The 8,276-nt window shown below is 30.6% G+C and carries 6 protein-coding genes and 1 tRNA gene; all 7 read right to left on the bottom strand.

Going from position 1 to position 8,276, the window contains the following annotated elements; genetic code table 11:
- Nucleotides 1–488: 488 nt before the first annotated feature.
- A complete protein-coding gene (murD, locus tag LQK79_RS14605) occupies nucleotides 489–1,871 on the bottom strand; it encodes a UDP-N-acetylmuramoyl-L-alanine--D-glutamate ligase (RefSeq protein ID WP_053241347.1) in 1,383 nt (460 codons plus the stop codon).
- A gap of 580 nt (nucleotides 1,872–2,451) precedes the next feature.
- Complete coding sequence (locus LQK79_RS14600; RefSeq protein WP_053241346.1) at nucleotides 2,452–3,843, bottom strand: glycine--tRNA ligase; 1,392 nt, start codon at nucleotides 3,841–3,843, stop codon at nucleotides 2,452–2,454.
- Nucleotides 3,844–4,091: 248 nt separating this feature from the next.
- Nucleotides 4,092–4,166, bottom strand: a tRNA-Asn gene (locus tag LQK79_RS14595).
- 162 nt (nucleotides 4,167–4,328) lie between these two features.
- Nucleotides 4,329–5,879: a lysine--tRNA ligase gene (lysS, locus tag LQK79_RS14590; protein ID WP_231017026.1), complete on the bottom strand. Its 1,551-nt coding sequence runs from the start codon at nucleotides 5,877–5,879 to the stop codon at nucleotides 4,329–4,331.
- Between the two features lie 15 nt (nucleotides 5,880–5,894).
- Nucleotides 5,895–6,374 carry a transcription elongation factor GreA gene (gene greA, locus LQK79_RS14585; protein WP_231017025.1) on the bottom strand — a complete coding sequence of 160 codons (480 nt, stop codon included), beginning with the start codon at nucleotides 6,372–6,374 and terminating at the stop codon, nucleotides 5,895–5,897.
- Nucleotides 6,375–6,521: 147 nt separating this feature from the next.
- Complete coding sequence (gene dusB, locus LQK79_RS14580) at nucleotides 6,522–7,487, bottom strand: tRNA dihydrouridine synthase DusB (RefSeq protein ID WP_053243279.1); 966 nt, start codon at nucleotides 7,485–7,487, stop codon at nucleotides 6,522–6,524.
- Nucleotides 7,488–7,491: 4 nt separating this feature from the next.
- The gene (locus LQK79_RS14575) at nucleotides 7,492–8,274 is read right to left on the bottom strand and encodes a type III pantothenate kinase (protein ID WP_231017024.1); all 783 of its coding nucleotides are present in this window, start codon (nucleotides 8,272–8,274) and stop codon (nucleotides 7,492–7,494) included.
- Nucleotides 8,275–8,276: the final 2 nt, after the last annotated feature.

The raw sequence follows: 8,276 nt of genomic DNA, 5'->3' as shown, positions 1-8,276 counted from the left end.
AATTTTCAAAGTTCAATGTGCTGCACGAGACAGCTTATTTATAATATCATGTTTAATTTGCTCTGTCAACACTTTTTTTTATGTCTTTTCAGAACTCATTAATCACTGTCATCTCGCGACGACGTTTAATATAATAACATGTTTATATAAATGATTTCTATACTTATAGCAGAGTAATTGAAGTTACATTCGATTATTAAAGTTTTTCTTCATTTTTCTCATTTTCTTTTATACTGACACTCCAAGTACAGTTTATTTCGATCTGATGTATTTTTATCTCTATATCTCCATTACTTGATTCATATATTAAAGTCACCTTGAAGTTTCGAAATAATTAAATAACTTTTTATATCCTCTAACTTTTACAAGTTGTAAAATAAAATGCAAAAGTACAGAATATGGTGAAAGTTAATATTTTAATGCATTCACTCAACTCTGTACTCTCTGATCTTAATCTTTAAGATTGACTCTATATAGGCTAATTTCTTCTACCTTAACTTATTAACTATATCCTTAAATTTTTTTCCTCTATCTTCAAAATTAGGGAACATATCAAAACTTGCACACGCAGGAGATAATGTTACTATGTCTCCTTTTTGTCCTATTCTCCTAGCCTCATTAACAGCTTCTTCAAAAGTTTCAGTCATTATAATAGGAACTTTAATTCCCTTTTCTTTTTCAAATTTATCAAATACTTCTTTGATTTTATATTTAGTATTTCCAACAAGTATTAGGGTTTTAATTTTATCATATCCTTTTTCAGCCAATGGTTCAAATGGTATATGCTTGTCATATCCCCCTGCTATTAATATAACCGGTTTTCCATATGCATTTAATCCTGAAAGTGTTCTAGTTGGACTTGAGGCTATAGAATCATTATAATATCTAACTCCATTAAGTTCTCTTACAAATTCACGTCTATGCTCAACACCTGAGAAAGTTTTTGCAACTTTCCTCATACTTTCTATAGAAACATCAGCACTAACTGCACAAAATGCAGTCATATAATTTTCTACATTATCCATTCCTTTAATAACTATTTCATCTTTATCACAAACTTCTTTTCCAAGTAAATATAATTTATTATTACTATAATACGCTCCTACTTCAACTTTTTCTTTTCTGCTAAATGTAAAAACCCTACCTTTAGCTTCTTTAACCATACCTCTAGTTATATCATTATCCGTATTAAGTACTAAGATATCATTTTTACCTTGAAACTTAAATATATTCTTTTTAGCTTCTATATACTCATTCATATCTTTGTGTATATCTAAATGATTTGGACTTAAATTTGTTATAACCGCAACTTCTGGCGATATATCTATAGTCATTAGTTGGAAACTTGAAAGTTCTAATACCACTTTATCAGAAGGTTTAATTTGTTGAATTTTTGAAAATAAAGGCATACCTATATTTCCACCAACCCATGTTACATATCCTTCTTCTTTTAACATGTTGTATATTAAAGTAGTTGTTGTTGTCTTTCCATCACTGCCTGTTACACCAAATATTTTTGCAGGACAATACTTTATAAACTCTTTCATTTCAGAAGTTATATATGAGCCCTCTTCTTTTGCTTTTAGCAAAGCTTCACTATCTATTCTCATGGAAGGTGTTTTAAATATAACTTCAAATCCTTTTAATCTATCCAGATAATTTTCTCCAAGTTCTAACTCTACTCCAATTTTTTCAAATTCACTTACGACATCGGCACCTAATTGTTCTTTGCTTTTTTTATCAAAAGCAGTTACTTCTGCACCAAGTTCAACCAAAAAATGTATTAAAGGTCTGTTGCTTATACCCATACCAACTACTGCTGTTTTCTTTCCTAAAATAAATTGTTTAAATTCTTCAAAATTCTTATTCATTTCTCCATCCTCCTATTTCTAATTTTTTATTATACCACTTTGAATTAAAATAAAAAGGACTTAAAGCTTCTTTAATTTAACTTATGTATAACTGGTTTACAATCTAACAAGATTCATCAATTTATTCATGTCGAAATTTAATAAATTTAATTAATATAAAAACTTTAGTGTAGGGTATTGAAAAATAAATGCATGTTGTGATATAATAAATTCGTGCCGTAAGGAAAACATTAATATAATTCCCCAAGTTTTAATTGAACATATAACATATCCCCATGATTAAACCCTATTTTGCCGGATTTTTGAATCCGGCATTTTTCTTTTTTGAATAAATCTATATTTTAAAAAATATTGAAAGTAAAATTACAAAGTAGAAAGTACAGTATCTGATTTAACAGGATACACTTGGTACTTGTAATTTCTATATTTCAAGGTATTTATCTATAGATATACCGCTTCAACTATTGAAATTTTCAAGTTTTACGTTGGCTATCTATATATAAACATAAAATAAAGCCATAAATAAAAAAGCAGAAAGAACAATATAATATCTTTCTGCTTTTAATATAATTAATTCTTATTAAAATTCAATTTTTTCTTCTAAGAATGTATCAAGTTCATCTATTTTTAGTCTAACTTGATCCATTGTATCTCTATTTCTTAAAGTAACTGACTCATCATTTAATGTGTCAAAGTCTACAGTTATACAGAACGGTGTTCCTATTTCATCCTGTCTTCTGTATCTCTTTCCTATGCTTCCTGCCTCATCATATTCTATATTAAATTTCTTACTTAACTTATCATATACTTCAGAAGCCTTATCTGATAATTTTTTGCTTAATGGCAATACTGCAGCTTTAATTGGAGCTAGTGCAGGACTAAAATGAAGTACAGTTCTCTTATCTCCATTTTCAAGTTCTTCCTCATCATAAGCATCAATTAAAAATGCCAAGGTTACTCTATCTGCACCTAGTGATGGCTCTATAACATATGGAACATACTTTTCATTTGTCACTGGATCTATATAGTTCATGTCATGCCCTGAATGATTCATATGTTGTGTTAGATCATAATCAGTTCTATCTGCTACACCCCAAAGTTCTCCCCATCCAAATGGAAATAGATATTCAATATCAGATGTTGCCTTACTGTAAAATACAAGTTCTTCTGGTGAATGATTTCTAAATCTTAAATTTTCTTTATTTAATCCTAAGCTAAGTAAAAAGTTCCACGAGTAATCTTTCCAATAATTGAACCATTCTAAGTCAGTTCCAGGTTTGCAGAAAAACTCTAATTCCATTTGTTCAAATTCTCTTGTTCTAAAAGTAAAATTACCTGGAGTTATTTCATTTCTAAAAGCTTTTCCTATCTGTCCTATTCCAAAAGGTATCTTTTTTCTTGATGTTCTTTGAGCATTTTTAAAATTAACAAATATTCCTTGTGCTGTTTCGGGTCTTAAATATATTTCTGATGACGCATCCTCTGTTACGCCTTGAAAAGTTTTAAACATTAAATTAAATTTTCTTATGTCTGTAAAACTTTTAGCACCGCATTTTGGACATTTTATATCATTTTTTTCTATATAATCTTTTAATTGCTCATTAGTCCATCCATCAGCACTGGTATTTTCTTCTCCCTTGGCTATTAAATCTTCTTCTACTAATTTATCTGCTCTAAATCTTGCTTTACACTCTTTACAGTCCATAAGTGGATCTGAAAATCCCCCAATGTGTCCTGATGCAACCCAAACTTCTCTGTTCATTAAAATAGCACAATCTAATCCAACATTATACTTACTTTCTTGTACGAATTTTTTCCACCATGCTTTTTTTACGTTATTTTTAAGTTCTACACCTAAAGGACCGTAATCCCATGCATTTGCAAGTCCTCCGTATATTTCTGATCCTGGATATACAAATCCTCTACTTTTTGCTAGTGATACTATTTTATCCATAGTCTTTTCAACAGCCATATTAATTACCTCCTAAAATTTATCTTTTATTTTTATGTACAAAAAAAGCTATCACCTCAAAGGGACGAAATAAAATTCCGCGGTTCCACCCTTTTTGGCAATAGCCCTACTTTATACTATATCATTACTCCAAAGACTCCACTTCACTATGTATTTTTAACTGTTTTCACCAACCACAATCTCTCTAAAAAAACACACAACTACTCATCTTCATCATTGTATCCATATTGAATTATCAAAAAATAAAATGGCTCCGCGAAAAGGATTCGAACCTTCAACCTATCGGTTAACAGCCGAGTGCTCCACCGTTGAGCTATCGCGGAATGTTTTGCGGTCTTGCTTACCACGTATATTATTATACCATCTATCTAAAAAAATGCAATACTTTTTTTGAGTTTTTTTTATTTTTTTCTTGTTTAGACAAAAACATAGATGGAAAGCCACAATTTCTCATAAATTTTCAACTTTCCATCTATATTAAAACACTATTGTTCTTTACTTGGAGCTGGTTTCATTGTAGGGAACAGTATTACATCTCTTATTGAAGATGAATCTGTAAGGAACATTACAAGCCTATCTATTCCCATTCCCATACCACCTGTTGGCGGCATACCTATTTCAAGAGAATTTATGAAGTCATCATCCATCATGTAAGCTTCATCGTCACCAAGTTCTCTTTCCTTAAGCTGCTGTAAAAATCTTTCCTTCTGAACTATAGGATCATTTAATTCTGAATATGCATTACATATTTCTCTTCCATATATAAATCCTTCAAATCTTTCAGTAAATTCAGGATTTCCTCTCTTTTTCTTAGTAAGAGGTGAAATTTCAACTGGATAATCGCATATAAATGTTGGCTGTATCATATTTTTTTCGCCGTATTCTTCAAATAGCGCATTTAAGATATCGCCCTTTGTACAATCTTTCAGTTCTTTTTTAAGTTCAACATGCTTTTCTTTTGCAATAGTTCTTGCTTCTTCATCAGTTTTTACATTACTAAAGTCTACTCCAGCATATTCCTTAACTGCATCTACCATAGTTATTCTTCTCCATGGTGGTGTTAAATCTATTTCTGTTCCTTCATATGTTATTTTTGTAGTTCCATTTACTTTTTTACAAGCATAGGCAACCATATTTTCTGTAATTTCCATCATATCATTATAATCTGCATATGCTTCATATAATTCAATCATAGTAAATTCAGGATTATGTCTTACATCTATACCTTCATTTCTAAAATCTTTTCCTATTTCATATACTCTTTCAAATCCACCAACTATTAATCTCTTTAAATACAATTCTGTTGCAATTCTTAAATACATATCCAGGCTAAGAGCATTATGATGTGTTGTAAATGGTCTAGCAGATGCACCACTAGCTATAGTTGCTAATATTGGTGTTTCTACCTCTATATAATTCTTATTATCCAAAAATTCCCTAATTGCTTTTATTATTGCTGTTCTTTTCATAAATGTTTCTCTTACATCTTGATTTATTATTAAGTCTACATACCTTTGTCTATATTTCAAATCAGGATCTTTAAGTCCATGAAACTTTTCAGGAAGTGGTTTTAATGACTTAGCTACTAATTCAAAATCAGTTATATGTAAAGTTATCTCACCAGTTTTTGTTTTAAACACCTTACCCTTAACTGATAAGAGATCTCCTATATCAAAAGTCTTATACTCTTTTAACTTTTCTTCTCCAACATCATCTATTTTTATATATAACTGTATCTTTCCATATCTATCATATATATCAGAAAATCCTGCTTTTCCATGAACTCTTTTAGACATAAGTCTTCCAGCAACAGATACTTCTTTTCCTTCTAAATTATCATAATCATCTCTTATTTGTTCTGACGTATGTGATCTTTCAACCTTATATACATCAAAAGGATCTTTACCCTGTGCCTGAAGCGCTTCTAACTTTTGTCTTCTCTCTCTTAAGAGATCATTCATTTCAGCCTCAGCTTTTGCTTCAAGCTTTCTCCTTTTAATTTCGTCTTTTGTCAACTGCTTTTCTTCATTTGACATTACTACACCTCCAAATTATCTTGTTATGTCCAATATTTTGTATTTATTCACGCCATCTGGAACTTGAACTTCTACAACATCTCCAACTTTTTTGCCGATAAGAGAGCTACCTACTGGAGATTCATTTGATATCTTATTTTCCATAGGATCAGCCTCAGCGGAACCCACTATTGAAAATAAAACCTCTTCATCAAATTCATAATCCATTACTTTAACTTTTGATCCAACGCTCACAACATCGTTCTTAAGTTCGCTTTCATCTATAATTACGGCATTTTTAAGCATGTTCTCTATTTGAGCTATTTTTCCTTCGAGAAATGCCTGATCATTTTTAGCTTCATCATATTCAGAATTTTCACTTAGATCACCAAATGAAAGAGCTAATTTTATTTTTTCAGTTATTTCTTTTCTTTTAGTAGTTTTTAAATACTGTAATTCTTCTTCTAATTTTTTTACTCCTGAATAAGTAATGACATACTTTTTTCCATCACTCATTATAATTCTCCCCTTTACATAAGATTAAAGTCTAAACCCTCATAAATATATTGATTTAAGTTATTATAAAGCAGCACCTTATTATTGTCAATATTGATTTGTATATTACAATATATTTATTCCATTTTTAATTTTTAATTACAATATTTATAATAAATTTTGTTTGTATTCCTCTAAAATTTCTATTGCCTCTTCACTGGTCTTAGCTGTATTGATGTCACATTTAATCTCTGTACAGTTCTTTATTCCTTTTATGTACCAAGCTACTTGCTTTCTCATTTCTCGAACAACTCTGTTCTTATTATAATACTTTAGGGCTGTTTTATAATGCTTCATGCACATATCTATTTTTTCTGCATCACTTGGATGCGAATATGTTCCATTTTTTATATTTTCCCCTATTTGACTAAATATCCATGGATTTCCAAGCGCACCTCTTGCGATCATAATTCCATCACAGTTTGTTTCATTAACCAATCTAAGTCCAGCCTCTGGAGAAAATACATCTCCATTCCCTATTACAGGAATAGTTACATTATCTTTTACAGCTTTTATAATATTCCAATCGGCCCTTCCCGTATACATTTGCACAGCTGTTCTCCCATGAACTGTTACAGCATCTGCACCAGCTTCTTCAATAATCTTTGCAAAATCAACTGCGTTTATACTATTTTCATCAAATGCCTTTCTAAACTTAACCGTAACTGGTTTAAAAGTAGCTTTTTTTACTTCTCTTACTATTTCAGCTGCCAATTTAGGATTTTTCATAAGTGCTGAACCTTCACCATTTTTTACTATCTTATGTGCTGGACATCCCATATTGATATCAATAATACATATTCTATTGTCTTTATTAAATATTTCGCATGATTTTGCCATAATAAGAGGTTCACTACCAAAAATTTGAACAGCAGCTGTACCCTCTTCTTCTGATATTCTAAATAGCTCTTCTGTTTTTTCGCTTCCGTAATATAGAGCTTTGGCACTTACCATTTCAGTGTAAGTAAGTCCGCATCCCATTTCTCTGCATATTTCTCTATAGGCAATATCTGTAACACCAGCCATAGGAGCTAAAAATACATTATTTTCAAACTCAAGCCCCGATATTTTCAAAAAATCACCTACTTCTATTTTTTTCATAAATTATTCTAAGTCCTTCAAGTGTAATAAAAGGATTAATAACATCAACTTTATCCGATTCTTCACTTATAAGTTTAGCGAGTCCTCCAGTTGCAACTACAAATGGCTTTTCTTCTCCTAGTTCAATAAGTTCTTTACTCATTTTTTCCACTATATATTCAACTTGACCTATATATCCATAGACAATGCCTGCTTGCATACTAGATATTGTATTTTTACAAATTAAACTAGGAGTCTTTATAAGCTCTACCCTAGGAAGCTTTGCAGCTTTTTGAAATAATGCTTCTGAAGATATTCTTACTCCTGGGCATATTACTCCACCTAGATAGTCACCGTTTTTTCTAACCGCACAAAATGTAGTAGCTGTTCCAAAATCTATTATTATAAGAGATCTTTTATATAATTCATGGGCAGCCACAGCATTAACTATTCTATCTGCCCCGACTTCTCTAGGATTATCATATTTTATATTTATTCCAGTTTTTACTCCAGGTCCTACTACTATTGGATAAATTTTAAAATACTTTCTTATCATATGTTCGAGAGAATACATTACATTAGGAACAACTGAAGAAATTATAGCACCTTCAACATCATCTGGATTAAGCTTATCATGGTGAAAAAGATTTAAAACCTGTATTCCATATTCGTCAGCTGTTCTTACAGACATTGTTGCGAGTCTCCATTCAGCTACAAGTTTTTTATCATCATATACTCCTAAAACTATATTTGTATTTCCAACATCTAAAACCAATATCACAA

The organism is Clostridium guangxiense, assembly GCF_021043395.1.
GTDB classification, from domain to species: domain Bacteria; phylum Bacillota; class Clostridia; order Clostridiales; family Clostridiaceae; genus Clostridium_S; species Clostridium_S guangxiense.
Note: the sequence above shows the minus strand (reverse complement) of the source record. Positions and strands in the feature narration are given on the sequence as shown.

Excerpts from the sequence above, each read along its gene's own strand:
- lysS (WP_231017026.1), bottom strand. The coding sequence starts at position 5,879 with ATGTCAAATGAAGAAAAGCAGTTGACAAAAGACGAAATTAAAAGGAGA.
- greA (WP_231017025.1), bottom strand. The coding sequence starts at position 6,374 with ATGAGTGATGGAAAAAAGTATGTCATTACTTATTCAGGAGTAAAAAAA.
- murD (WP_053241347.1), bottom strand. The coding sequence starts at position 1,871 with ATGAATAAGAATTTTGAAGAATTTAAACAATTTATTTTAGGAAAGAAA.
- LQK79_RS14600 (WP_053241346.1), bottom strand. The coding sequence starts at position 3,843 with ATGGCTGTTGAAAAGACTATGGATAAAATAGTATCACTAGCAAAAAGT.